The 23,991-nt window shown below is 62.2% G+C and carries 22 protein-coding genes and 1 pseudogene; 7 read left to right on the top strand and 16 right to left on the bottom strand.

Annotated elements, in window-relative coordinates:
* Positions 1-124: 124 nt before the first annotated feature.
* Complete coding sequence (locus AC07VU_RS24720) at positions 125-397, top strand: hypothetical protein (protein WP_101337470.1); 273 nt, start codon at positions 125-127, stop codon at positions 395-397.
* 125 nt (positions 398-522) lie between these two features.
* Here the strand turns inward: AC07VU_RS24720 and AC07VU_RS24715 are convergent, their stop codons facing one another.
* From AC07VU_RS24715 to AC07VU_RS24700, 4 genes are all read right to left on the bottom strand, one after another.
* Positions 523-1,275, bottom strand: coding sequence for a carbonic anhydrase (locus AC07VU_RS24715; protein WP_053260560.1), 753 nt, complete (start codon positions 1,273-1,275; stop codon positions 523-525).
* 224 nt (positions 1,276-1,499) lie between these two features.
* A complete protein-coding gene (locus AC07VU_RS24710; RefSeq protein ID WP_495030658.1) occupies positions 1,500-2,264 on the bottom strand; it encodes a Fic/DOC family protein in 765 nt (254 codons plus the stop codon).
* Entirely contained in the window at positions 2,261-2,524 is a 264-nt protein-coding gene (locus AC07VU_RS24705) for a hypothetical protein (protein WP_007922928.1), read from the bottom strand. The genes AC07VU_RS24710 and AC07VU_RS24705 overlap by 4 nt, the downstream gene beginning before the upstream one ends.
* A gap of 281 nt (positions 2,525-2,805) precedes the next feature.
* Positions 2,806-3,108 carry a hypothetical protein gene (locus AC07VU_RS24700; RefSeq protein WP_053260562.1) on the bottom strand — a complete coding sequence of 101 codons (303 nt, stop codon included), beginning with the start codon at positions 3,106-3,108 and terminating at the stop codon, positions 2,806-2,808.
* Positions 3,109-3,391: 283 nt separating this feature from the next.
* Between AC07VU_RS24700 and AC07VU_RS24695 the strand changes: the two genes are divergently transcribed.
* From AC07VU_RS24695 to AC07VU_RS24685, 3 genes are all read left to right on the top strand, one after another.
* Positions 3,392-3,898, top strand: coding sequence for a sigma-70 family RNA polymerase sigma factor (locus AC07VU_RS24695; RefSeq protein ID WP_274306365.1), 507 nt, complete (start codon positions 3,392-3,394; stop codon positions 3,896-3,898).
* Positions 3,895-4,860 (top strand): FecR domain-containing protein, encoded by a 966-nt coding sequence (locus AC07VU_RS24690; RefSeq protein ID WP_495030657.1) that lies wholly within the window; start codon positions 3,895-3,897, stop codon positions 4,858-4,860. The genes AC07VU_RS24695 and AC07VU_RS24690 overlap by 4 nt, the downstream gene beginning before the upstream one ends.
* Before the next feature lie 96 nt (positions 4,861-4,956).
* Complete coding sequence (locus AC07VU_RS24685) at positions 4,957-7,794, top strand: TonB-dependent receptor (RefSeq protein ID WP_495030656.1); 2,838 nt, start codon at positions 4,957-4,959, stop codon at positions 7,792-7,794.
* Positions 7,795-7,846: 52 nt separating this feature from the next.
* On the opposite strand, the gene AC07VU_RS24680 is transcribed toward AC07VU_RS24685, so the two are convergent.
* Positions 7,847-8,788, bottom strand: coding sequence for a LysR family transcriptional regulator (locus tag AC07VU_RS24680; protein WP_495030671.1), 942 nt, complete (start codon positions 8,786-8,788; stop codon positions 7,847-7,849).
* Between the two features lie 155 nt (positions 8,789-8,943).
* Between AC07VU_RS24680 and AC07VU_RS24675 the strand changes: the two genes are divergently transcribed.
* Complete coding sequence (locus AC07VU_RS24675; RefSeq protein WP_495030655.1) at positions 8,944-10,161, top strand: MFS transporter; 1,218 nt, start codon at positions 8,944-8,946, stop codon at positions 10,159-10,161.
* Positions 10,162-10,318: 157 nt separating this feature from the next.
* Here AC07VU_RS24675 and AC07VU_RS24670 read toward each other — a convergent pair whose 3' ends face one another.
* The 6 genes from AC07VU_RS24670 to AC07VU_RS24645 form a co-directional block, all read right to left on the bottom strand.
* Complete coding sequence (locus tag AC07VU_RS24670) at positions 10,319-12,520, bottom strand: OsmC domain/YcaO domain-containing protein (RefSeq protein WP_495030654.1); 2,202 nt, start codon at positions 12,518-12,520, stop codon at positions 10,319-10,321.
* 132 nt (positions 12,521-12,652) lie between these two features.
* Positions 12,653-13,273 carry a hypothetical protein gene (locus AC07VU_RS24665; RefSeq protein ID WP_495030653.1) on the bottom strand — a complete coding sequence of 207 codons (621 nt, stop codon included), beginning with the start codon at positions 13,271-13,273 and terminating at the stop codon, positions 12,653-12,655.
* 57 nt (positions 13,274-13,330) lie between these two features.
* Positions 13,331-13,588 carry a bacteriocin immunity protein gene (locus AC07VU_RS24660; protein WP_495030652.1) on the bottom strand — a complete coding sequence of 86 codons (258 nt, stop codon included), beginning with the start codon at positions 13,586-13,588 and terminating at the stop codon, positions 13,331-13,333.
* 4 nt (positions 13,589-13,592) lie between these two features.
* Entirely contained in the window at positions 13,593-14,891 is a 1,299-nt protein-coding gene (locus AC07VU_RS24655) for a pyocin-S2/colicin E7-DNase domain-containing protein (protein WP_495030651.1), read from the bottom strand.
* 369 nt (positions 14,892-15,260) lie between these two features.
* Positions 15,261-15,755: a PaaI family thioesterase gene (locus tag AC07VU_RS24650; protein WP_007924872.1), complete on the bottom strand. Its 495-nt coding sequence runs from the start codon at positions 15,753-15,755 to the stop codon at positions 15,261-15,263.
* A gap of 36 nt (positions 15,756-15,791) precedes the next feature.
* Complete coding sequence (locus tag AC07VU_RS24645) at positions 15,792-16,220, bottom strand: hypothetical protein (protein WP_087088203.1); 429 nt, start codon at positions 16,218-16,220, stop codon at positions 15,792-15,794.
* A gap of 272 nt (positions 16,221-16,492) precedes the next feature.
* Between AC07VU_RS24645 and AC07VU_RS24640 the strand changes: the two genes are divergently transcribed.
* Entirely contained in the window at positions 16,493-16,822 is a 330-nt protein-coding gene (locus tag AC07VU_RS24640; protein ID WP_007924875.1) for a hypothetical protein, read from the top strand.
* Between the two features lie 417 nt (positions 16,823-17,239).
* On the opposite strand, the gene AC07VU_RS24635 is transcribed toward AC07VU_RS24640, so the two are convergent.
* Positions 17,240-18,136 (bottom strand): DMT family transporter, encoded by an 897-nt coding sequence (locus tag AC07VU_RS24635; protein WP_457276093.1) that lies wholly within the window; start codon positions 18,134-18,136, stop codon positions 17,240-17,242.
* A 127-nt stretch (positions 18,137-18,263) separates the two neighbouring features.
* Here AC07VU_RS24635 and AC07VU_RS24630 point away from each other — a divergent pair, with 127 nt between their 5' ends.
* Positions 18,264-19,598 carry an aminotransferase-like domain-containing protein gene (locus AC07VU_RS24630; protein ID WP_495030650.1) on the top strand — a complete coding sequence of 445 codons (1,335 nt, stop codon included), beginning with the start codon at positions 18,264-18,266 and terminating at the stop codon, positions 19,596-19,598.
* 37 nt (positions 19,599-19,635) lie between these two features.
* Here the strand turns inward: AC07VU_RS24630 and AC07VU_RS24625 are convergent, their stop codons facing one another.
* From AC07VU_RS24625 to AC07VU_RS24610, 4 genes and pseudogenes are all read right to left on the bottom strand, one after another.
* Complete coding sequence (locus AC07VU_RS24625) at positions 19,636-20,499, bottom strand: methyl-accepting chemotaxis protein (protein WP_495030670.1); 864 nt, start codon at positions 20,497-20,499, stop codon at positions 19,636-19,638.
* Positions 20,494-21,249, bottom strand: a pseudogene (locus AC07VU_RS24620) (MCP four helix bundle domain-containing protein); the annotation flags it as partial. The pseudogene AC07VU_RS24620 and the gene AC07VU_RS24625, both read right to left, overlap by 6 nt.
* 334 nt (positions 21,250-21,583) lie before the next feature.
* Positions 21,584-22,291 carry a DUF6602 domain-containing protein gene (locus AC07VU_RS24615; RefSeq protein WP_457276095.1) on the bottom strand — a complete coding sequence of 236 codons (708 nt, stop codon included), beginning with the start codon at positions 22,289-22,291 and terminating at the stop codon, positions 21,584-21,586.
* Between the two features lie 132 nt (positions 22,292-22,423).
* A complete protein-coding gene (locus AC07VU_RS24610) occupies positions 22,424-23,869 on the bottom strand; it encodes a SulP family inorganic anion transporter (protein WP_495030649.1) in 1,446 nt (481 codons plus the stop codon).
* Positions 23,870-23,991 lie beyond the last annotated feature (122 nt).

Below are 23,991 nucleotides of genomic sequence, written 5' to 3'. Positions count from 1 at the left end.
TCATTGCTGACTGATGACTGGTCATCGCGGGCCAAAAACTATGTGCATAGCGCCTCATCCATCAACTGACTCCCTGCTTGGTTGCGGGGTGGGGCAGGGCTTAAATACTCATGGAGATTCACCAATGACCCGCACAGAAATTTGCAACCTCGTTCCACTCACCCGCAACGACACCGACCACCCCGTCCTCTACCTGGATGGCAACGCCTCACTCTCCGATCTCTACACCTGCGCCCAACAACGTATCGGCGCTGCCCGCAATCTGCTGGAAATCCTCGACTGTGCTTCCGGCACTCAAGATGTCGCCCAGATCCGCTTTGCCATCGGCCTGCTGCTCAGCGACGGTTGCGATCTGCTGCGTACTTTGGGCGATAAGTCTCAGGCGCTGAACGCTTAATCTCGACAACCAACGGCCGGGCAGCGCAAGCCCGGTCGTTTATCCAGGCGGCGCAAACCAGCAGAGCCCAGCCGGCGCGCAGGGCCCTTTCTCGGTTTATCGGTAGGCGATGCGCACTGTCCGGTTCAGGCAATCAACTCGACTTTACCGGTGGCAAGGCGGTAGATGCCGCCTACGATTTTCAGCCTGCCTTTGTCGAGCGCATCGGTGAGCAGTGGCGTGGCCTGTTTAAGGCTGTCGACCGAGTCCTTGATGTTTTGCGCCGTGGCATTTTCCATAAGAACCCCGGGTTGCTTGAGCACTTTCTCGATAGAGGGTTTGAGTGCATCGGTCAGTTTCTGGATATGCCCAGGAAAAACGGCGTGGTCTTTTACGGCTTTTATGCCGGCCTCGATGGCGCCGCAGCTCTCATGCCCCAGTACGAGAATAAGCGGGGCGCCGAGTACCGCAACGGCATATTCGAGGCTGGCCAGGCCTTCGCCGGTTACGAAGTTGCCCGCAACGCGTATGGCGAAAAGATCGCCTCGTGCTGTGTCGAAAGCGTATTCGGGAGCGATCCGCGAGTCGGAGCAACTGAGCACCGCCACGAACGGGTTCTGCCCGGAAACCAGGGCTTCGCGCTCGTCCTTGAAGTCGTGGGTCTTTGAGTTTCCGCTGACATAACGCTCATTACCTTCGATCAGCCTTTGCAGTGCCTGGTCGGGGCTGATGGCGTTTTGTGGTTTGGGCGGCGCGGCGGTTTTTTCGGCGGCATGGACCAGCCTGTCTGGCAGTACGCCGGCTATCAGCAGGGCGCCTGCCCCCAGTCCGGCGAAGCGAAGAAAACGACGACGATCGTGGGTGTTTGCGGCGGGGTTTGAATCACATGATTCACACATGATTTTGTGTACTCGGGTCGACTCGGTGGGAATGACTGCCGTTGGGGGCCAGGAACCTTCGGCCCTGGAATACTGGAGTCTAGACGGTCTGTAACACGATGTTTTCCGCGGCCTCGAAGGGTTGCAAAGAGTGACCTTCGGACGCTGCGTGACTCACTGAACGCTTTTGCAAGCACCCATGAGGCGGAGGAGAGAAGAGCGGAATTGTTTTGAGGGCAACGGGTTCAGTCATCAGCCCCCGGCACCGCCGGGGCATCTTGAAGCTGGGCCCGATAGGTTTTGTAGAGCTGCTGGACTTCCGGGTTATCCAGGCTCTCGTAGGTGATGTCTTCTTTGTCGAGTCCATCCAGGCTGTGAATGCCACCGATCATCTGTGGCCACTCGTCACGGCTTGTTATGGCAGTTACGAAAGGTTTCAGGTAGTTGTCGAGGTGCCCTTGGAAAGGCGCTCGAATTTCGTCGCTCAGTGCTCGCAGGTAGTCATCTTTGTTCGTTCTGGACCAATTGATCGCAAATCTGGCCCGGTAGCAGAGTTCCATGAAAACCAGTAGGAGGGTGCGTCCGTTGCCATCCAGGAAGGGGTGGGCGAATGCCAACTGGCCCATGACCTCTCCTGGTCTTTCTTGGAACTTTTTCTTGTCTGCCGCCAGCTTGAGCGCATAGTCGACGGACCTCTTGATGAAGTCAGGGCGCTCGAAAATGGTGCTGTGCGGGTCGTTGTATGCGCCTTTGAATATGGCGAGATGCGGGACTAGCTCATTTCGATCTTTGCCCGCCCAAGGATAAAACCCGCCAAACAGGATCTTGTGAACCTCAAGGATGGCTTTGTAGTCAGGTCGCCTCTTTCGAGCCAAGTGTGAAAGCGCCTCCTCGATACTCAGTTCGAAGACAAAGTGTTCGGATTCTTTGACTTCGACAGGGTCTTTGAGGCGTTGATGATTTCGAAGATAGCCGGCCGTTTCGAAATCACCGAAAGGATCGAAACTCATGCGCTAAGTTTCTTTTTGGCCTGCCTTTTTTCCTGGAGATAGCGCTCCTGAAATGCAAGGGTTTGGCTCTTGCTCAGCACGCCTTTCTTTTTGAGATTGACCAGTAATCGCTCAATGCTATCCAGCTCGACCGAGTCACCGGCAAGGCGGGTGATGGTGGCAGCCATGCGACTCATGCTGTCAGGCTCAGTGGTGACCTTGTGAGCCTTGGCAAGCTTGCGAACTTCACTGGCAACGCCAGAAACGGCGGTTTTGCTCATCGAATAACCCTCCATTAGCTGTCAAATCATAGCATCAACGCCTGCTTGTTTATGTCGGTGCCAAGCTTCTGATCGCCTCGATTTGTTACGCACTTAAGAGACGCTATAGAGGGGGAGCCGAGCGGGCTTATATGGAGGCCCTGGCGGCGCGGCTGGCGGGGTTGTCGCCGCGCAATTGGTTCCGAGATCAGGCTACGTGAAACCCTGGCAATCTACTGCTCGCTCAAAACAAAAAGGCCCCGACAAGTCGGGGCCTTTTGCTTCAAGCCGCTGCCACCCGCTCAGTTAGTACAAGTAAGCCGTGAATACTTCGGCGGATCGAGCAGGATCCCCGGGGTCATGAAGGTCGAGCAGTTGAAGACGCGGCCTTTGGCGGTGGTGGCCTTGAAGGTCAGTTCCGAGCCGCCGAGGAAGTCTTCCTTGCCTTTGGTGACGGGGCCCATGGTGAGTTCGTCGGTGGAGGCCAGGCCAATGGTTTCCGCGGTGACTTTGTGTATTTGCAAGACATTGGGATTGGTCGAGCAACCGGCCAAGGTAGCCGCCAGAAGCAGTAACGCGGGGGCAAAGAGGTAGTTTTTGTTCATGGCATATCTTCCTTAATAGTGTTTCGCCCTGGTTATCAGCGATCCTCAACGGGGCACGTCAGAAAACGTGGAGTCAGGGAATCTGGCACGGCCGGCCCCTGTTAAATCTGACTCAATAGGGGGATTTATTTCAGCATGGCGTTGGAGGGGGGCATATAGGGCAAATGTGCTATGCCGAGGGCATTTCAGGGCTCTGCTAAAACCCGAGCCATTTCCTCGGTGCTGTACAACGCCTGTCGCCAAACTCTAAAATGAGAAGCATTATCATTAATGCGGATCTGACATGCACGACGACAGCTTTGCCTCGCCCGTCGCCCGGTTGTATGCGAACCATCACGGCTGGCTTCGCGGCTGGTTGCATCGGCGGTTGGGGCACAGTGCCGATGCCGAGGACCTGGCCCACGACACCTTTGTCCGGGTGATGCGCTCGCAGGAGGATGTACGTGAGCTGCGCCAGCCCATGGCGTTTCTCGCGACCATTGCCAATGGCTTGCTGATCAATCGCTGGCGGCGCCAGGCGATCGAGCGGGCTTATCTGGAAGCGCTGGCGGCGCGGCCGGTGGCCGAGGAGCCTTCGCCGGAAGAGCGGCACTTGATGATCGAAACCCTGTTGCAGCTGGATTCGCTGCTGGTGGGGCTGTCGTCGCAGGTGCGGCAGATTTTCTTTTTGTCCCAGCTCGACGGCTTGACCTACCCGCAGATCGCCGCGCGGTTGAACCTGAGCGTGGCCCAGGTGCAGCGGGCCATGGGCAAGGCGTTCAGTGTCTGTTACGCGAGCCGTTTTGAATGAGTGGCGCCGTGGTTGATCCGCGGGTGCGCGACAGCGCCATCGACTGGATGGTCCGCGCGCAGTCCGGGCTGATGAGCGATGTCGAGCATCAGGCTTTGCAGCAGTGGCGGCAGGCGAGCGCCGAGCATGAATACGCCTGGCAGCGGGTCAGCAGCTTGCCGCTGATGCTGCAGCCCGGGGCCAATCTGTTGGCCGATGCCACGGCGCGGCGGGCACTGGAGTCGGCCGGGGCCGATCCGCAGCGGCGTCGGCAGGTGCTCAAGTGTCTGCTCGCCCTGGGACTGTTCGGCGGGGTTGCCTGGCAAGGCGCGGATTCCACCCTGGTGCGTTCGGCCCTGGCGACTTACCGCACCAGTATCGGCGAGCGTCGGCGCTGGGCCCTGGCGGACGGTGGCTCGCTGTGGCTGAACACCGCCAGCGCCGTGAACCTGGAGCTGACCGCGCAGCGGCGCAGTGTGCAGTTGGTCGAGGGCGAGCTGGCACTGGATACGCCGGCGGAATCGGCATCGCTGCAACTGCTGACCCCGGACGCGGTGCTGTACAGCCGCGGCGCCAATCTGCTGGTGCGCCACGATCGCCAGGGCACCCAGGTCACGGCGCTGCGCGGCCTGGTGCAGGTCAGTGCGCGGCGCCATTGGCTACCGGTGCCGCTGCAGGCCGGTTGGCAAACCCGGATCGACCGCCAGGGCGTCGCGGCGCCGAGCCGCGTTGATCCGTTTATGGCCCAGGCCTGGCTGCGCGGCATCTTGCCGGCCGAACGCATGCGCTTGGATACCTTGCTGGCTGAACTTTCGCGTTACCGCCCGGGCTTTTTGCGTTGCAGCGCAGCGGTCACGGCCTTGCGCGTGACCGGCAGTTTTCAGCTGGACGACACCGATGCCGCGCTGGCGCTGGTGGCCAATACGCTGCCGGTGCGCATCGAGCGACGAACCCGTTATTGGGTGACTGTGGTGCCGGCCTGAAAATATTTTTTCCCCGGGGCGCAGTTTTTTCGATCTGGCTTGGCCTTCAGGTATGACCCACCGGGACAGGTGGGTGCCAACCCCTAGGAGCCTTGCATGATCTTCCCCGCCCGAGCCTTGTGCGCCCGCACCTTTGGCCTGCTTTTCCTCAGCCTGCAGCCGCTGTGCGGCGCGGCCGTGTTCGCGGCTGGCGAGCGCCAGCACTACAGCATCGACGCCGGCCCCCTGGACCAGGCGCTGTCGCGTTTCGGCGTGCAGGCGGGGATCAATATGGCGGGCAGCGCCACGCTGACAGAAGGCAAGCGCAGCCAGGGCCTGCAAGGCGATTTCAGCACCGAGGCGGGCCTGGCGCGGTTGCTGGCGGGAACCGGCCTGGGCTATCAGCGCCAGGTTGACGGCAGCTTCGAGTTGTATCGGGCGGGCGGGGATATGGTGCTGCCGTCGCAGAAAGTCGTCGGCGAAGACCTGGAGCAGAAGGAGGTGTATTCGGCGCCGCGCTCCTCGCTGTATATCTCCGGCGAGGACATGCAACGCTTTGGCGTGATCTCGGTCGGCGACGTGCTCAAGGGCCAGCCTGGGGTGCAAGTCGGCGACAGCCGCAACGGCGGCGGCCTGGATGTGAACATCCGCGGCATCCAGGGCCAGAGCCGGGTGGCGGTCACGGTGGATGGCTCGCAGCAGGCGCTGGATGTCTATCGCGGGTATGCCGGCACCCAGCAACGCAGCTACATCGATCCGGACCTGATCAGCGACATCGCCATCGACAAGGGCCCGAGCCTGACCTCCAGCGCCATCGGCGGCACGGTGAAGATGCGCACCCTCGGCGTCGACGACATCCTGCAGGACGGCAAGAACTTCGGCCTGCGCTTGAAGGGCGACCTGTGGAACAACGGCGTCGCTCCCGCCTCCCGCGACGGCCACTCCTCGACCGAGGACCTGTACTCGGAACCGCACCGCAGCCGTGGCGGCCTGTTCGGTTCGAAGGCCGAGTCTGGCAGTGCAGCGTTCGCCTATAGCCATGAGTTGTTTGATCTGGTGGCGGCCTATGCCCACCGCAACCAGGGCAACTACTTCGCCGGCAGGAAGGGCCAGGACCGCTACCGCACCTATGACCGCTACGGCGCTGAGGACATGACGGTGGCCACCACCTATAACGCCGGCGAGGAGGTGCTGAACTCCTCTTCGGAGACTGAGTCCTTCTTGCTCAAGACCACCCTGCGCCCGGCGGACGGCCACAGCTTCGACCTGGGCTACCGCCGCTACGACGGGCGCATCGGTGAGATCATGCCGTCGGACATTTTCCGTTTCGGCACCGGCGGCATCTACCAGTACCCCCTGGGCCATACCAAGATCGACACCTACACCGCGCGCTACCACTACCTGCCGGACGGCAATCCGCTGGTGGACCTGACGGCCAGCCTGTGGATGACTGACGCGCAGACCAGCCAACTGACCTCGGTAGCGGCGCCGGCTTCGCAAGCCTATCGCTCGGACCGCAAATGGAGCCGCCAGGCCGACCGCCGCATCGGCGGCGACCTGGCCAATACCTCGCACTTGCAGAGCGACTATGGCGATTTCAAGCTGGACCTGGGCGGCTCGTTCCAGATCGAAGACCTGCGCCCGCAAAAGGGCGTGGTCACCACCCAGGACGACATCAACGCCAACCGCATGCTGCGCGAAGGAGAACGGCAGGAGTTCAGCCTGAACGGCAAGCTGGAGTACAAACCGGTCGATAGCCTGACCCTGTGGGGCGGCGGTCGTTATACCTATTACCGCAGCAAGGACCATGTCGCCCAAGCGACGGCGCGCTGGGAGGAGCGTGACTTGAGGTACCTGCGGGTCTCGAACGCGGACACCTCCGGCAACATGCTGTGGTTCCCGGACTCGAACGGGCAGTACACCGACGCCACGGACCCGCGCCGGAACAATGGCATTGTCTTCAACAACACCAACTTTCCGTTCGAGGGCATCCGCTACAACGACTTCGGCGCGACCGACTCGACGGTCTATCCGTCGCAGGTGGGCGAGGTGGTCAGCGGTTATGACTATTCCGGCAAGCAGAGCAACAGCGGCGGCGCCTTTGCACCGGCCTTCGGCATCAATGTCGAGGTGCTGCCGGACACCTTCGTCTATGCGTCCTACACCCAGGGTCTGCGCATGCCCTCGCTGTTCGAAACCAGCCAGGGCGTGTTGCAGACCACGCCGGGCAAAGGCCTGAAACCCGAACGTTCCAGCAACTGGGAAATCGGCGCCAGCACGATGCACAAAGGCCTGCTGCTGGACAACGACTCGGCGGCGATCAAGCTGGCCTACTTCAACAACAGCATCAAGAATTACATCACCCGCTACTACGACCCGAGCCCGGGCCTGATGGGCCAGATGCGCTTCAGCAATACCGACAGCTACAAGACCAGCGGCCTGGAGCTGCAATCGCACTACGACGCGGGTCGGGTGTTCGCGGACTTTTCGTCCACCTACTACCTGAAGACCGAAACCTGCGACTCGGCCTTCGCCGCGCGGCTGCGGGCCAGCAGCAATCGCTATCGGGACTTGAGCAACACGCCGGACTGCACGCCGGGCAGCTTCATGGGCTCGTACTCCAACACCCAGAACCCGCCACGGTTCTCGGCGAACCTGACCTCGGGCCTGCGCTTTTTTGACCAGTCCCTGACCGTCGGCGGGCGCGCCACCTACAGCTCGGGGCCGACGGTCAAGGCCGACGAGAACTGGCAGACCGGTGCGACCACGCCGCAGCTGGTCTACCGCGAGGTGGCGCTGTTCGACCTGTTCCTCAACTACAAGTTGAAGGAACACACCCACCTCAATGTTTCGCTGCAAAACCTGACCGATCGCTACTACCTGGACCCGCTGGCGCAGAGCTTCATGCCGGCGCCGGGGCGGACGCTGCGGGTGGGGGTGTTGACGAAGTTCTGAGGGCTGGGCGGGGGCTATCGGCCGGCGGCAGGTACTGGCCGATCCTTGTCTGTCAGCGGGCAGGGCTGGCGGTCAGGTCGCCGTCATCTATCGGCGTCAGCCCTGTGACCAGGGCCTCCAGCAGGACCCTGACCTTGGGCAGCGTTTCACGACTTTTGACCCAGGCCAGGTTGATCGGCATCCCCTCGCTTGCCCGATGGGCAAGCACCTCCACCAAGGTCCCTTCGTCCAGCTGCCGCTGGATGAGCCAGGACGGCAACTGCGCGATACCGCAACCGGCCATGGCCGCCATCACGATGCCTTCGCCATTGCCCACCACAAGCTGGGCGGCGACCTGTCGGCGCGTCGTTACGCCCTGGTCGTCGGCGAAATTCCAGGGATTGATCCGGCCATCCACCCAGCCATAGGCGATGCACTGATGCTGCTGCAGATCGCTTTCGGTCAATGGGATGCCCTGCCTGGCCAGATAGGCGGGGGATGCACAGAAGAGGTGTCGTTCGCGGGCCAGGCAACGCTGCCCCAGCGTATCGGGCCAGGCATCCGCGCCGCCAATACGCACAACGATGTCCACGCCTTCCTTGAACGGGTCGACGAAACCGTCGGAGAAGGAAACATGCGGCACCAGGGCCGGATGATTCTGGGCAAGGCGCAGCAGGATCGGCAGCACCTGGGCGCGGCCAAAAGCCCCTGGCAGGTCGATGCGAACGCTGCCGCGGACCTCGCTGGCTTCGGCCTTCAGTGCAAGCTCGGCGTCTTCCAGGTCGGCCAGCACGCCGGTGCAGGTGCGATAGAAGGTCATTCCCGCGTCGGTCAGTGCCACGCGTCGCGTGGTCCGATGCAGCAGGCGAGTGCCCAGCCGGCCCTCCAGGCGCGCGATGCTTTTACTGACGGCGGAGCCTGTCAGGTGCATTTTCTCGGCGGCGGCCGTGAAGCTGCCAGACTCGGCCACGCAGACAAATACATCGATGCCCTTCAAGCGTTCGGAGGAAAACATAGACATTCCTTATTCGTGAATCTGGCTCCACACACCCGGTAAAAACCATCAGCAATGAGAATTGGGGTCAGTAGTATGCTTGATCCGCGTCGGCTTTCCTGTGATTGCCACTGCGCGAACCCGACAAAAATAATGGCGATAACGATGAGGCAAGGATGCTGGCCACGCTAAGAAACTATCCGACCACGGTAAACCTGCTGCTCTCAGCGTCCCTGATCCTGACCCTTGCCCGCGCGATCACCCTGCCTTATCTGGTCATTTATTTATCGGGCCACTTCCACTTGAGCATCGCCGATGTCGGCCTGGTCATCGGCAGCACGCTGATCATTGGCTCGCTGTTGAGCCTGTATGGCGGGTTCCTGGTGGACCGGATGTCCAGCTACAGGCTGATCCTGGTCTGCAGTGGTGTGTTCACCGCGGGTTTTCTCGGCACCTTTGTCGCGCGCGATCTCTGGCTGTTCTACCTGTGCCTGGTGTCGATCAACCTGGCCTACGCGGTCATCGATATCGCCGTGAAATCGGGCTTTGGCAGCCTGCTCCCCGTCGCTGGCCGGGGCGAGGTGTTTTCGATCAAATACACGCTGACCAATATCGGTTATGCCGTCGGCCCCTTTCTCGGCACAGGGCTGGCCGGGCTGGATATCAGCCTGCCTTTTCTGTTGTCCGCGGGGCTGGGTGCAGGGTTCTTGTTTATCTACTTCGTGTGGGGCGACAGGGGCTTGGCGGGCGTTGAGCCAAGCCAGCCCCGCGCGCCGTTCCTGGCCGTGGGCAAGCTGTTGCTGAGCGATCGCCGGCTGGTGTGCTTTACCCTGGGCGGGCTGCTCAGCGCCGTGGTCTTCGGCCAGTTCAGCGCCTACCTCTCGCAGTACCTGGTGGTGACTACCACAACCGAAACCGCCTACCGGATTATCAGCAGCATCGTGGCGACCAATGCGCTGACGGTGATCAGCCTGCAATACCTCATCGGCAGGAAAATCTCCCAGCAACACTTGAACCTGTGGCTCGCCGGCGGGCTGGTTATGTTTGTCCTGGGGCTGGCGGGCTTCGCCCTGTCGACCACCCTGGTGTTCTGGGTCGGCGCCATGGTCATTTTCACGCTCGGCGAGATTATCGTGTTTCCCGCCGAATACATGTTCATCGACAACATCGCCCCCAGCCATTTGCGGGGCATGTATTACGGGGCGCAGAACCTGAGCAACCTGGGCGCGGCATTGGGGCCGGTATTGTGCGGGGCGGTCTTGGCGGTGCAGCCGCCCCAATACATCTTCTACATGCTGATGCTGTTTATCGTCGCGGGCGGGATGCTGTACTTCCTCGGGGCTGCCATTGCCGGCAATACGGCGCCGGGGGAGGAAGGTGTCGCCGGGGGCTAGCAGGGAAGGAGGTGGAAGGTCGCTGAGAAGTAGCTGGTTCGAGCCGGCAGCGGCGTGGGTCCGGCGGGTTGGCCCGCTGATCGCCCGGGCCATTTCCTATGGCTGTGGGGCCAGCGCCTGTCGATTCAACGGCGGGCGCTGATCCCCGGCCTGGCCATCAGCTGGACAGCGCCGTCACCCTGGCTCGCGCCGCGTGCAGCTTCTTGTAGCTGTCGATCAGCCGCAGGTGGCGGTCGATCCCTTCCAGCTTCATGCTGGTCGGCGTCAGGCCATAGAAGCGCACATCGCCATTCACCGAGCCAATCACCGCGTCCATCCGCTCGTTGCCGAACATGCGGCGGAAGTTGGTTTCGTAATCCGCCAGGTCCAGATCGTCGTCGAGTTCCATCTCCAGCACCGCATTCATCGCCTGGTAAAACAGGCCGCGCTCGGCGGTGTTGTCGTTGTACTGCAGGAACATCTCCACACACTCCTTGGCTTCTTCATATTGCTGCAAGGCCAGGAAGATCAGCAGCTTCAACTCCAGGATGGTCAGTTGGCCCCAGGCAGTGTTGTCGTCGAACTCGATGCCGATCAGGGTGGTGATATCGGTGTAGTCGTCCAGTTCGCTTTCTATCAGGCGCTCGAGCAACGCCTGCAACTCTTCCTCGTCGAGGCTGTGCAGGTTGAGGATGTCGGAGCGGAAGAACAGTGCCTTGTTGGTGTTGTCCCAGATCAGGTCTTCCACCGGGTAGATTTCCGAGTAGTCCGGCACCAGGATGCGGCAGGCGGTGGCGCCCAGGTGCTCGTACACGGCCATGTAGGACTCTTTGCCCATGCCTTCGAGAATGCCGAACAAGGTCGCGGCTTCCTGGGTATTAGAGTCTTCACCCTGGCCGGAGAAGTCCCACTCGACGAATTGGTAATCCGACCGGGCGCTGAAGAAGCGCCACGACACCACGCCGCTGGAGTCGATGAAGTGCTCGACGAAGTTGTTCGGCTCGGTGACTGCCTGACCTTCGAACGTCGGCGGCGGCAGATCGTTCAAACCCTCGAAACTGCGGCCTTGCAGCAGCTCGGTGAGGCTGCGCTCCAGCGCCACTTCCAGGCTTGGGTGCGCGCCGAACGAGGCAAATACGCCACCGGTACGCGGGTTCATCAAGGTCACGCACATTACCGGGAACTCACCGCCCAGGGACGCATCCTTGACCAGCACCGGAAAGCCCTGGGCTTCCAGGCCCTGGATGCCGGCGAGAATCCCCGGGTATTTGGCCAAGACTTCTGCCGGTACATCCGGCAGGGCGAATTCGCCTTCGATGATTTCGCGTTTGACGGCGCGCTCGAAGATCTCCGACAGGCACTGCACCTGGGCTTCAGCCAGGGTGTTGCCGGCGCTCATGCCGTTGCTCAGGTAGAGGTTCTCGATCAGGTTCGACGGGAAATACACCACTTCGCCATCCGACTGGCGCACGAATGGCAGCGAAACAATGCCACGCTCTTCATTGCCGGAGTTGGTGTCGAACAGGTGCGAACCGCGCAGCTCGCCTTCGCGGTTGTAGACCTTCCGGCAGTACGCATCGAGGATTTCGCTCGGCAGCTCGTCGTTGGGGCCTGGCTGGAACCAGCGCTCGTCCGGGTAGTGCACGAATGGCGCGTTGGCGATCTCCTCGCCCCAGAACTGATCGTTGTAGAAGAAGTTGCAGTTCAGGCGCTCGATGAACTCGCCCAGGGCCGAGGCCAGGGCGCCTTCCTTGGTCGCGCCCTTGCCGTTGGTGAAGCACATCGGCGACTGCGCGTCGCGGATATGCAGCGACCACACGTTGGGCACGATATTGCGCCACGAAGCGATCTCGATCTTCATGCCCAGGCCGGCCAGGATGCCGGACATGTTGGCGATGGTCTGTTCCAGCGGCAGGTCCTTGCCGGCGATGTAGGTGCTGTGCGAGCCCGCGCTCGGCATCAACAGGGCCTGGGCATCGGCGTCGAGGTTTTCCACCTCCTCGATCACAAACTCAGGCCCGGCCTGTACCACTTTCTTGACCGTGCAACGGTCGATGGAGCGCAGGATGCCCTGGCGGTCCTTGTCGGAGATGTCCGCCGGCAACTCGACCTGGATCTTGAAGATCTGGTTGTAGCGGTTTTCCGGATCGACAATGTTGTTCTGCGACAGGCGAATGTTATCGGTGGGGATATTGCGAGTGTCGCAGTACAACTTCACGAAGTACGCCGCGCACAACGCCGATGACGCCAGGAAATAGTCGAACGGACCCGGTGCCGAGCCATCGCCCTTGTAGCGGATGGGTTGATCGGCCACCACCGTGAAGTCATCGAACTTGGCTTCAAGTCGGAGGTTGTCGAGAAAGTTGACCTTGATTTCCATGGGGCACACCGAATAACGAGCAAAACGAAATGGCGGCCATTATCCGGTTTTTCAGCGCGAAGTCTTGCGCTTTTCGGCAAGCGGGCCAGGTGGTTGGGGGGAGGAGGTCGCGGCCTGCGGCATCAGCTCCTCTCACTCATCACCGATTGACATCAGGCTGGCAGCCCACGCTTGGCTGGCAGCGTAGCGGGCGTAATAAGCCAGCTTTTCTGCCTTACTCAAGCCGGTAAAAAACGGCAGGAAGTACTGGTCGTTGTAGTAACCCTGGGCACCTTGCAACTGCGTTCCCCACCATGCAGGGTCGTAACCCTCGAAGGCTATCCAGGGCGGCGGAACGGCGAAACGCTGGCGCTGAATGGCTTCGAGAAAGTCAGTGCTGTTGGTTACCAGGCGTACCGTGACGGCGTTGAATTCCCGGGTGGATATAAAACAGATCAGGCGCTGGTGGTTTTGGAGGTTTTCATACTGCCTGACGGGGAGGTCGTTGAAGCTGCGCTCGTCGGCCAGGGTGAAGCTGGATTCGATAAGGGCTTGGAAAGAATCCCTGTCGCTTCCATCGATCAGCAAGGCCCCGTAATAAGCCGGTACGCCTGTGCCTTCCAAAGAAACCGCGCACAGTGGAAGGGGTAGGGCAGGAGTGGTGTGTTTAAGGGGCTCGGTGAAAACCGCTTGGAGTTCTGACCGGGAGTAGCCAGCAATTTGCTCTTTGGGCGCGCGGTCAAAAAGACCTGCGATACGGTTGAGAAAACTCATATCGTCCTTGATTCAGCTTTGATGGGTTTAGTGGAATGGCGCTTCAAGGCCATTGATTCAGGTTTCTTTGAAACCCGGAAAACCGTTGGCCGAGCGCCACTCTTTCACGGTCTTGATAATGCCCTCGGCTGAGCTGTCGGCGCCGCTTTCGGGGTAATAGATCAGATCGGAGCCGGCGGGGTGCTCGGTGATTCGCTCGAACTCATCGAGTAACGGGTCGAGGACTTCATCAGGAGCCCCTTTGTTTGCAGCGAATAGCTCCTGCATAAAACTCATGAATTCAGCTTCGGTGTAATCAGAAAAAGTTTTTTGCACGGCTCTAGCTCCGATGAATATCAATATGATTTTTAGGAGTGGTTACTCGCAAATTATCAATGTTATATACCTCGCCGCCTTCTGAAACCTGATCTACATGATGGAGCTCAAAGGAGCGTTTTTTTCCTATATGGTCCTGCCTTCGTGCCTTGGGCGCATAGCCATTTTTCATACGTTGTATGTTGTCGGGAACAAATTGGCCACTCAGTTCTGGATTCGCTGCCACAGCCCTCCAAAACGCCTCCCGAAAAGCATCAAAGCTTCTGAACTCCCTCCCGCGCAACTCATCAGCAATCTCCGTGGGTATCGGAGAGCCTAACCCTGAGCCCGCCCCGGCAAGCCAGGTTCCATCTATATCCTGCCCCCGACCCGTAACCGTACCGGGCGTCTTGCGCACGCTCAGCACGATATAGAGCGGCCGAACCCCGGACCCCGGCGGGAACACCAGGATGAAGTCCTTGTACTCCGGTGGGTAGATCGGGTTGACGATGAGGGTGTCCGCCTGTTCGGTGGGCGGAAAGATCCAGATGTGCGGCGCTTGGGGCGCGGCCTCCAGTGGGGGGATGTCGGAGGTGCTGGACGGGTCCACCGCGGGTGTCCAGATCAGGGTGACGCCGTCGCCGAAGTCGGCCACCTGTTGCTGGCCTTTGGCAACGAAGCGCACCACCGGGACCATTTCCCAGCCACGCTGCTTTTGCGTGTTGTAGCCATAGCCCTTGAGCGTGTCGTCGGGCCGTTGTTCGATATGCAGGCGCACGCGGGTGCGGCCTTCTTTCAGCGCGTCGAGTTGCTCTGGCGTGTACAAGGCGCTGTCGCCCAGGCTCGACGGCCAGAGCATGGCCACCACGCCAGCCAGGGCACCCGCGACCACGCCGCCGACCCCGGCGGACGCCACGGCCTCGCCACCCAGCGCAAGGCTACCCAGCGCGGCGGGAAGGGCGCCGCTGATTTTCTTGAGCGGAATATTCCCCGTCGCGTCGGTTCCACGGCCCCCCAGCAAGACAAGCTCGCCATAGTCCTTGATGGCGTCGGTGGGAATCGTCCCGGATGGGCTGAGGTAGTCCATGACCCCGTCGGGCAGCTTGCAGGATTTGGTGAATGTGCAGCCGGCCATCGCCTGTTGCTTGCGGGGTGGGCTGGCGAGGCTGTCTGCGTAGGCTTGTTGGCGAACCAGCATCCGTTCATAGGCGTTTTGCCTGGCCTCTTGTTCCGCCCGTTCGCTGGGGGTCATGTCTCGGTAGCTGACATGGTGCCCGTCGCCGGAAGGGGGATTCTTGATCGGGGGGAGTCTGTTGTGCGCCATCGAGGGTTCTGCCTGTCCATCCGTTGCGGTTTTCCAGCCGGAGGCGGGATGGCATCAACCCTATTGGCTATAGCGAGGCATTACTGCGGGAGGAATCTGAAAGGTTTGAAGGGCGAGTCTTTATTTTTTACGGGCTGACAAGCAGGACGATTCTGGCTAATGCCGATCAGTGAAGGACGAGAGTGGGGGCTGGTGTAGGAGCGAGCTTGCTCGCGATGGACTTGAGAGCGCCGCGTTCATCCACTCGACACGCGTTATCGTTAACCGCCATCGCGAGCAAGAACTAGGCGTTCCCCTTGTAAGCTGGTTTTACCTGCTTCAGATCGTGGTTCCCAAAGGTTTCAATATCGTGAGCGAGCCTGGGCCGGCTCAGGCTTCCCGGCCGTGGGCCGCCGCGGCCAGCTGCTCGGTATCGACCCGCACGAAAATCGAGTCGCCGATCGCCGTCAGCACATCGCCGGCGTAGACCTCGCAGATCACCCGGCTCTTGCGCCCGACTTCGCCTTCGACCCTGGCGCGCAAGGTCAGGGGCACGCCCATCGGTGTGGGCTTGATGAATTTGATGCCGAGGTTGCCGGTCACGCAGTTGATCCGCGGCTGGCTGTCCAGGGCGCGTTTCTCGGCGCGGTAGTGGTAGGCCATGGCGGTCCAGTTCGAGTGGCAATCCACCAGCATGGCGATCAGGCCGCCGTACACCAGCTCGGGCCAGCCGCAGTATTGGCTGTCCGGCAGGTGCTCGGCCATCACATGCACCCCATCCTCATGCCAGTGGCTCTTGATGTGCAGGCCATGGGGGTTGCGGCTGCCGCAGCCAAAACAAACGCCGTCCGGCGCGGTGCTGTCTTGCAGGGAGAGTGGGTGCATGTGTCTTACCTTTCTTGTTGTTGGAGAAGGAAAACCTCAGGCCGCCTGTGCCTGTATCTGCAGGTCGCCGTCGATGTCCTTGACCAGCCCGCTGGCCAGCAGCAGGGGCAGCAGGCGCTGGTGCAATTGCGGCTCGACGAATTCCTTGACGGTGTCCAGCGCCAGGTTGCCGCTGGTTTCCAGCTCGGCCTTGGTGTAGGACAGCCAGGCCTTCTTCAGTACCAGCAGTACGTCGCTGCCGGCGGTGGTGGCGAAGCGGCGGTGGGTGACTTTACCGCCGAAGTCGAAGCTGTGCTGGTAGGCATAACCGCTCTCGACGCCCGCGCTGGCGACACAACGACCGCAGGTGCATTTGCCGTCGCCGAAGGCCGTGCGCAGATAGGTGTTGAAGTCCACCACGGGCTTGAGCCCCAGGCGCTTGTCGACTTCGAACAGATCCCCGGTCAGTTTTTCTTCAGTGCTCAACATCCATTTCCTCAAGTCATGCGGCGTGTTTTCACAGGGCCGCACGATACCAGCCAGACGCTTGCAGGGGTAATTTTCTGCCCGGAGGGGGCGAGAAACCCTGCGCCAGGAACCTGGACCGGCGGTTGTTGCCGAGCCTGGCGCCCGTAGTGAACAAGTGGCCAGTAAAAGAGAGGCATATTGCCTTCTCCAATAAGGCCCGATGCTGGCCCCGCGGTCGCTCAATCACCGCCAAAATCACTTTAATTTCAGGTGGTTAGGTAGATCGAAAAATGCGCAATGTGTGGATGACGCTGACCTCGTTCGCCTTGGTCAGCGTGGCTGTCGCGGCCGAGGGCAAGGAGTTGCCGGCCAATGACCGGTATGTGTGCAGTTGGGGCGCGGGGACGGCGGCGCGGGCGCAGGAGCTGAAACTGTCGGGCGTTTCGCTGTATGCCGCGCGGCAGAAGCTGCAGACCTACAAGTTCAGCAAGGGCTGGATGCGCATGCTGGCCCTGGGCATTACCGAACAGACCTACGACAGCCCCTCGCGGGCCAAGCCGGCGACGGTGCGGCAGAGTTTTTACGACGATTGCGTGCGCTACAAGCTGGCGCGCAAATAACCCGGGAAGGCACGCGCAATTGCCGGTTGCCCGGGCTGCCATGCTGGCGTGGGCGCCGGCGATCCTGGGTCGAGGCATGTCGGCTTTGCCTCATGTACCCGGACCTTTGGTCCATGGATCGACAGAGTCCGCCGCCATCTGAGCCGTATTTTTCTTCGTCACCTGCGTCTGTATCGGGATCAGATCTGGCCTGACAATAACGCACCCCTCAGGCGCACCGGCCTGCCGGCTGGAGCCTGAGGCTGCGTTCTGCTTTTCGCGTTGGCGAAAACCTATTGTTCAGGAGGCCTTTATGGCGAAGATGGCGATTTTCTTGTTTGGATTCTTGGCGCTGACCATCGCGATCGGTCTGCTGGCGACCATCTCCCCGGTCTGAGGGGAAACCTCAGCCCAGTCTCGCCGAGGCGGGCCGAACCGCTATTTGGAAAACTTCCTCGCCCCGGCCACGCACAAAATCACCGCCACGGTCACTCCCAGCATGCCCAGGCTGACCTGTTCATGCAGCAGGCTGGCCGCCAGGGCCAAGCCGAAGAACGGTTGCAGCAACTGCAACTGGCCGACGGCGGCGATCCCTCCCTGGGCCAGCCCGCGATACCAGAAGACAAAGCCGATCAGCATGCTGAACAACGCGACGTACCCCAGGCTCAGCCAGGCGGGCAGGGTGATGCCGCTAAATGAAGGCGGGGCACGCAACAGGCTCAGCACGGCCATCACCGGCAGCGCCAGCACCAAAGCCCAGGAGATCACCTGCCAGCCGCCCAGGGTGCGGGAGAGCTTGGCGCCTTCCGCGTAACCCAGGCCGCAGACCAGGATCGCCAGCAGCATCAGGATGTCTCCGGCCGGCGCGGCGCTCAGCCCCTGGGACAGGGCAAACCCCACCACCAGCAGGCTGCCCAGCACCGAGAACAGCCAGAACACCGGCCGCGGCCGCTCGCCGCCGCGCAGTACGCCGAACACCGCGGTGGCCAGCGGCAGCAAGCCCAGGAAGACGATGGAGTGGGCCGAGGTCACGTACTGCAGCGCCAGCGCGGTCAGCAGGGGAAAGCCCACCACCACGCCCAGGGCGACTATCGCCAAGGGCCACAGCTGGTTTCTGTTCGGGCGTTTTTCCTTGAACAGCAGCAACAGGCACAAGGCCAGGACCCCGGCGATGCTGGCGCGGGCCACGGTCAGGAACAACGGGTCGAATTCCAGCACGGCGACCCGGGTGGCCGGCAGCGAGCCGCTGAAAATCAGCACGCCGATAAAACCGTTGAGCCAGCCGCTCGCGGCCTTTTGCGTGGTGGGGTGTGGCAGGGGGGATGTCCGTTCCATTCAGGGGCTCAGCTCTGTTCAAGGGTAAGCGCTGCGCCGCAGGGCGAGATTGCGCCTGGGCTGCTCAGGCCCCATCCTAGGAGCGCTAAGCAATACAATCAAAATATTGTCATGGATACATTCCGCTATGGCCCGTGCCCGCTACAAACAACTGGTCGATGCTTTTGCCGCCGATATCCGTGGCGGTGCACTGCCGCCTGGCGCCCACCTGCCGACTCACCGCGAGCTGGCCGCCAGGGAAGGGCTGGCCCTGGTGACCGCTTCGCGGGTGTATGCCGAGCTGGAGGCCATGGGCCTGATCAGTGGCGAAACCGGGCGCGGCACCTTTGTCCGCGAGACCGCGTTGCCGCCGGGCCAGGGTATCGACCAGCAGGCCACGGCGGCGGGCACTCTGGACCTGAATTTCAACTATCCGGCGTTGCCCGGTCAGGCCGAAGTGTTGCGCGGCGGCCTGCGCCAACTGGCGGCCGCCGGTGACCTGGAGGCGCTGCTGCGCTACCAGCCCCACAGTGGCCGTAGCCACGAGCGGGCCGCGGTGGCGCGGTATCTGGTTTCTTGCGGGTTGCGGGTAGACGCCGAGCAGGTGTCGATCGTCAGTGGCGCCCAGCATGGCCTGGCGACCACGGTGATGGCGCTGCTCAAGCCCGGCGATGTGGTCGCCACCGATGCCTTGACCTACCCGGGGTTCAAGGTGGTGGCCGACGCGCATGGCGTGGAGCTGGTGTCGATTGCCCTGACCGAGCACGGCCCCGACCTGGCGGCCTTCGAGCAGCTGTGTCGCAGCCGACGGGTGCGGGCGGTGTACGCCATGCCGACCCTGCACAACCCCATGGGTTGGGTGCTCGACCTGGCGTGGCGCGAGCGTCTGGTGCACATAGCCCGGCAGCATCGCCTGCTGATTATCGAGGACGCCGCCTATGCCTTTCTCGCCGAGGATCCGCCCGCGCCGCTGGCGGCCCTGGCGCCGGAACTGACGGTGTATGTGTCGGGCTTTTCCAAGAATGTCGCCACCGGGCTGCGGGTCGGTTTTGTCGTCGCGCCGCCGGCCTGGGTGCCGCTGATCGAACGGGTGATCCGCGCGACCACCTGGAACACCCCCGGGGTGATGACGGCGCTAGTCTGCAACTGGATCGACGACGGCACCGTGGCGCGCCTGGAAACCGAGAAACGCCAGGACGCGCAAGCCCGGCAGGCGCTGGCCAGGGAGGTGTTGGCCGGCCTGGCGTACATCGGGCATCCGGCGTCCTATTTTCTCTGGCTGCCGCTGCCCGAGGAGGTGCGTGCCGATCAGGTGGCCATGGCCTTGCTGCGGGAGAATGTCTCGGTGTCCACCGCCGAGCCCTTTGTCAGCGCCGCGCCGGTGCCCCACGCGATTCGCCTGGCCCTGGGCTCGGTCGATATGGATCAGCTGCGGGTGGCGCTGGAAAGGGTGCGCAAGGTGATTGCTCAATACGCCTACTGAAGGCCCCGCGCGGCAAGGCGCGGGAGCCCGTTGGCCGTCAGACCTTGAACTGGGTTACCAGGCCGTTGAGTTCCACCGCCAGGCGCGACAGGTCCTGGCTGGCGGCGTTGCTCTGGTTGGCTCCGGCCGAGGTCTGGGTCGCCAGGTCGCGGATGTTCACCAGGTTGCGATCCACCTCGCGGGCGACCTGGGCCTGCTCTTCGCTGGCGCTGGCGATCACCATGTTGCGTTCGTTGATCGAGGTGATGGCCTGGGTGATCTGGTCCAGGGCCAGGCCCGAAGCGCGGGCGGCTTCCAGGGTCAGGTGGGCGCGTTCGTTGCTGTGGCGCATGGCGCTGACCGCGCCTTCGGTGCCTTCTTCGATGGTGTTGATCATGCTTTCGATTTCCTGGGTCGACTGCTGGGTGCGATGGGCGAGGGCCCGCACCTCATCGGCGACCACGGCGAAACCGCGTCCGGCATCGCCGGCCCGGGCGGCCTCGATGGCCGCGTTGAGGGCCAGCAGGTTGGTCTGCTCGGCGATCGAGCGGATCACCTCCAGGACCTGGCCGATATTGCGCACATCCACCGCCAGGTGCTCGACCTGCTCGCAGGTGCGGGTCACCTCGTCGGCCAGGTCGCCGATGGAGTCGACGGTGTGCTGCACCTGCTGCCGGCCGTGGTGGGCGGTGGCGTCGGTTTCCCGGGATGCTTCGGAGGTGCTGACGGCGTTGCGCGCCACTTCTTCCACCGCCGCGGTCATTTCGTTGACCGCGGTGGCGGCCTGTTCCAGCTCGTTGCTCTGCTGGTGCAGGGTCTTGCTGGAATCCTCGGTCACCGCATGCAGTTCCTCGGCGGCCGACGCCAGCTGGCTGGAGGAATCGGCGATCTTCTGCAGGGTGTTGCGCAGGCTGTTCTGCATGCGTTGCAGGGCGTGCAGCAGGCGTGCCGGTTCGTCGTTGCCGGTCACGCTGATGGCATGGCACAGGTCGCCGCTGGCGATGGTTTCGGCGACTGCCACGGCCTGGCTCAGCGGCCGCACGATGCTGCGGGTGAGCACGATGGCCAGGCCGACGGTCAGCACCAGCACGATGGCCAGGATCGCCAGCACCAGCCCGACCGCGCTCTGGAACACTTCGTTGCTGCGCGTGGCGGCCACTTCGCCGCCGTGGGTATTCACCTCGACCACGCTCAGCAGTTCCTTGAGCATGGCGTCGGCATTGGTCAGGAACGGCCCGCCGTCGACGATGGCGATCGCCTCGTCCTTGCGCCCCTGGCGCGCCAGGTCGAGGACGCGCTGCTGGTCCTTGAGGTACAGCGCCCTGACCCCCAGGTAGCGCGCATACGCAGCCTTTTCTTCGGGGGCGATACTGAGTTTTTCGTAGGCCAGTTGCTGGGCCGACAGTTGTTCGTCGAGTTGCTTGACCCGGTCCAGCAGGGCCTCGACTTCGGTTCTGTCGCGTACGACCAGCAGGCGCAGGGTCAGAGTACGGATCTGGGTACTGGTCAGGGCCACGGCGTTGGCCGCGACGATCGAGGGCAGCCAGTTCCTGTCGACCTCGAGCGACTGCTCGTTCATGCGCCGCATTTCCAGCAGGGAGAACGCCCCGAGCGCAACCGCGAGCAACGCGATCAGGGCAAAACTGAGGCCTGCACGGCGGGAAATGTTCATCGATCGTAAAAGCATGACTGTGTTCCTTGTGGCGGCAAAAGGCACAACCTGCGCGGCATCCGGCAGGTTCGCAGCAAAGCGGCGCGCGCTCGGAAAAGTTCCGGGGCGTCGTCGGTTCTTGCAGGCAAGACAGGCGGGAGGCGCATCGTGGCGCCTTCTTTTATGGGGTCTTCCGGGGTGGGTGGGGTCGTGCGGACCCTGGCCGGAGAGGGGGTGATGATATCACAGTGATGTCGCTTTTTTGGCCGAAGCAACCTGTGTTTGGCTGATGAAAAAGGCGAGCTGCGGCTCGCCTTTTGTTTTTCACAGTGCTTGCGGGGACCGTCGGAGCTCGTCAGTCACTCTCGGCTTCATCCAGGAGCGAGACGTAGCTCTTGATGTCGAAGCGGCTGTCTCTATTGAAGGAAAGCCAATTGGAGAGGCTGCAAAGAAAGGCGAAAACCGCGCTGTCCCCGGATGCTTCGAAGTTTCCAGAGGGTTCGAAGCTGAAAAAGTAAGCGGGTTCCAGGCAGAGGATTCCGGTGGGGTAATGCTGTTTCTTTTCCCGGCATTCCTTGTACAGCAGATCGGACAGTTTTTTTTCGGCCGGCCCTTTGAACGCGATGATGTAGGAGGGAACGACATATTTGTTGTTGAGCCTGAGTTTCTCCTTCGACTTTTTTCGTCGTAGCTGTTGGACCGCATCGCTTTGTGCGAATGCCTCGACCTTCTGCTTCCGCAGGTCGGACTTCACTTCGATGGCCGCCGCCACGGTATCGGCGAAGTAGAGCCGTTGCTTGCCGGAAGTGATGGGCAAGCTGAAGCTTTGTTCGCACTCAAGGACGATATCCACCTGGCCCGAGGTTTTTCCGTAGCAGTCCATGATGACCCCGGAACCGTAGCGCACGTTTTGCGGCAGCACGCGCGCCAGCAGGCTTTCGATGATCAGTTCCCGTTCGTTGCCCATGACCGTCGACGAGTACTTCTGCGATTGCTTGTGCCCGAGCATCAGGCTTTCTCTGAGGGTCTCGATGCTATTGAGCAACAGGTCTTTCCCTGGCATGGCTGGTTCCTTGTGATGTTCTATGGGCAGGTGACCCCGCCGGAGCCGGGGGCCGCCCGACAGTAAGAAAGCGGGGCGGGGGTGTAAAGATCTTTGTCGAGCGCTGCGTGGGACGCCCCCTTGAGTCCGGGCTCAGCCGTGCTGGATGCCCGCGCGTTTCAGCAACTGCTTGCAGCGCTCGGACAGGTGGGTCACCCGCAGGTGCTTGCCGGCCTTGCCGTAGCGTTCGCGCAGGGTTTTCAGGGCGGCGATGGCCGAGTAGTCGACGAAGCTCAGGTGGCGGCAGTCGAGGGTCACCTGGGCCGGGTCGCCCGCCGGGTCGAAGTGGTTGAGGAAGGAGGTGGTCGAGGCAAAGAACAGGGTGCCGTGGACCCGGTACAGCTTGCTGCCGTCGGCTTCCTCGTGGCTGTCGGCGTAGAGCTCGCGCGAGTGCTGCCAGGCGAAGTTGAGGGCGGCGATGACGATGCCGCACAGCACCGCGATGGCGAGGTCGGTGAACACGGTGATGATGGTCACCGCGACTATCACCAGCATGTCGTTCAACGGCACTTTGTGCAGCACCCGCAGCGAGCCCCAGGCGAAGGTCTGCTGGGCCACCACGAACATCACCCCGACCAGTGCCGCCAGCGGAATGCGCTCGATCAGGGACGAGAGAAACAGCACGAACAGCAGGATCATCGTCCCGGCGACCACCCCGGACAGCCGGCCGCGGCCGCCGGAGCTGAGGTTGATCACGGTCTGGCCGATCATTGCGCAACCGCCCATGCCGCCGAACAGGCCGGAGGCGATATTGGCCGCGCCCAGGGCCACGCATTCGCGGTCGGGGAAGCTGCGGCTCTCGGTGATTTCGTCGGTGAGGTTGAGGGTCAGCAGGGTTTCCAGCAGCCCGACCATGGCCATCAGGAACGCGTAGGGGGCGATGATGCCCAGGGTCTCCAGGTTCCACGCAATGTCCGGCAGCACCAGGCGCGGCAGGCCGCCGGCGATATGGGCCATGTCGCCCAGGGTGCGGGTCGGCAGGCCCAGCAGGTAGACCAGCAGGCCGACCCCGAGGATCGCCACCAGCGCCGGCGGCACCGCGCGGCTCAAGCGTGGCAGCAGATAGACGATGGCCATGGTCAGCGCCACCAGCCCGAGCATCAGCCACAGGGGCGTGCCGCCGAGCCAGCGTTCATCGGCCTTGAAGTGCTCCAGCTGGGCCAGGGCAATGATGATCGCCAGACCGTTGACGAAGCCGAGCATCACCGGATACGGCACGATCCGCACCAGTTTGCCCAGGCGCAGCAGGCCGAAGGCGATCATGACCAGGCCACCGAGTAGCACCGTGGCCAGCAGGTACTGCACGCCGTGCTGCACCACCAGCGCGACGATCACCACCGCCATCGACCCGGCGGCGCCGGAAATCATCCCCGGGCGGCCGCCGAACAGCGCGGTCAGGGTGCAGATGATAAAGGCCCCGTACAGGCCCATCAGCGGGTTGAGGTGGGCGACCAGGGCGAAGGCGATGCACTCGGGCACCAGGGCGAAAGAGGTGGTGAGTCCGGCCAGGACGTCGGCGCGAAGGCGAGCGGGTTTCATGGTTTACCTGAGAGGGTGGCCAGGGGCGGCCGGGGTTGCGGGGGATTATCGAAAGGCGGCGAATGTTACGGAATTACAGCCGCGCCAGCCAGCCATGGGGCTTGTATTGATGGGCGCTCGCG

Source organism: Pseudomonas sp. GW821-FHT02B10, assembly GCF_059421865.1.
The sequence above is the reverse complement of the archived record's forward strand: the minus strand, read 5'-3'. Positions and strand labels throughout refer to the sequence as shown.